This window comes from Xanthovirga aplysinae (assembly GCF_009711365.1).
Taxonomy (GTDB): Bacteria; Bacteroidota; Bacteroidia; order Cytophagales; family Cyclobacteriaceae; genus Xanthovirga; species Xanthovirga aplysinae.
On record NZ_SMMB01000089.1, the window covers coordinates 1 to 314 of the forward strand.

1 protein-coding gene is annotated in these 314 nt (G+C 39.5%); it reads right to left on the reverse strand.

Going from position 1 to position 314, the window contains the following annotated elements; genetic code table 11:
- Positions 1-46 precede the first annotated feature (46 nt).
- Positions 47-314 (reverse strand): DUF2586 family protein (locus tag E1171_RS23070; protein ID WP_222931260.1); only part of this gene is annotated, 268 nt, incomplete at its 5' end.

The window sequence follows — 314 nt, forward strand, 5'->3', positions numbered from 1 at the left end:
CCAGTCGTATGACCTTCCGTTAATTAATGGGATCATGTTTTATTACTTATAATTGTACTGAAAAACCTATATTTACTTTAATCTCTCTAGCTACACCTACAGGAACCAACTTTACATCAATTGATAAAGTAGAAGTGCTAAGAACATCCTGATCAGGATTGATGGTAATGCTGTAATCTGAAAGCTCACCATCCTTGGCCATCTGCTCCACGCGCAATTGTGCCTGCGACTGGAAACTTGCCACTGTATCTGCTGTTAATTTACCAGAAGCATCCACATACAAAGGAGCGTTCAGGTTAGGTAACATCATTTCT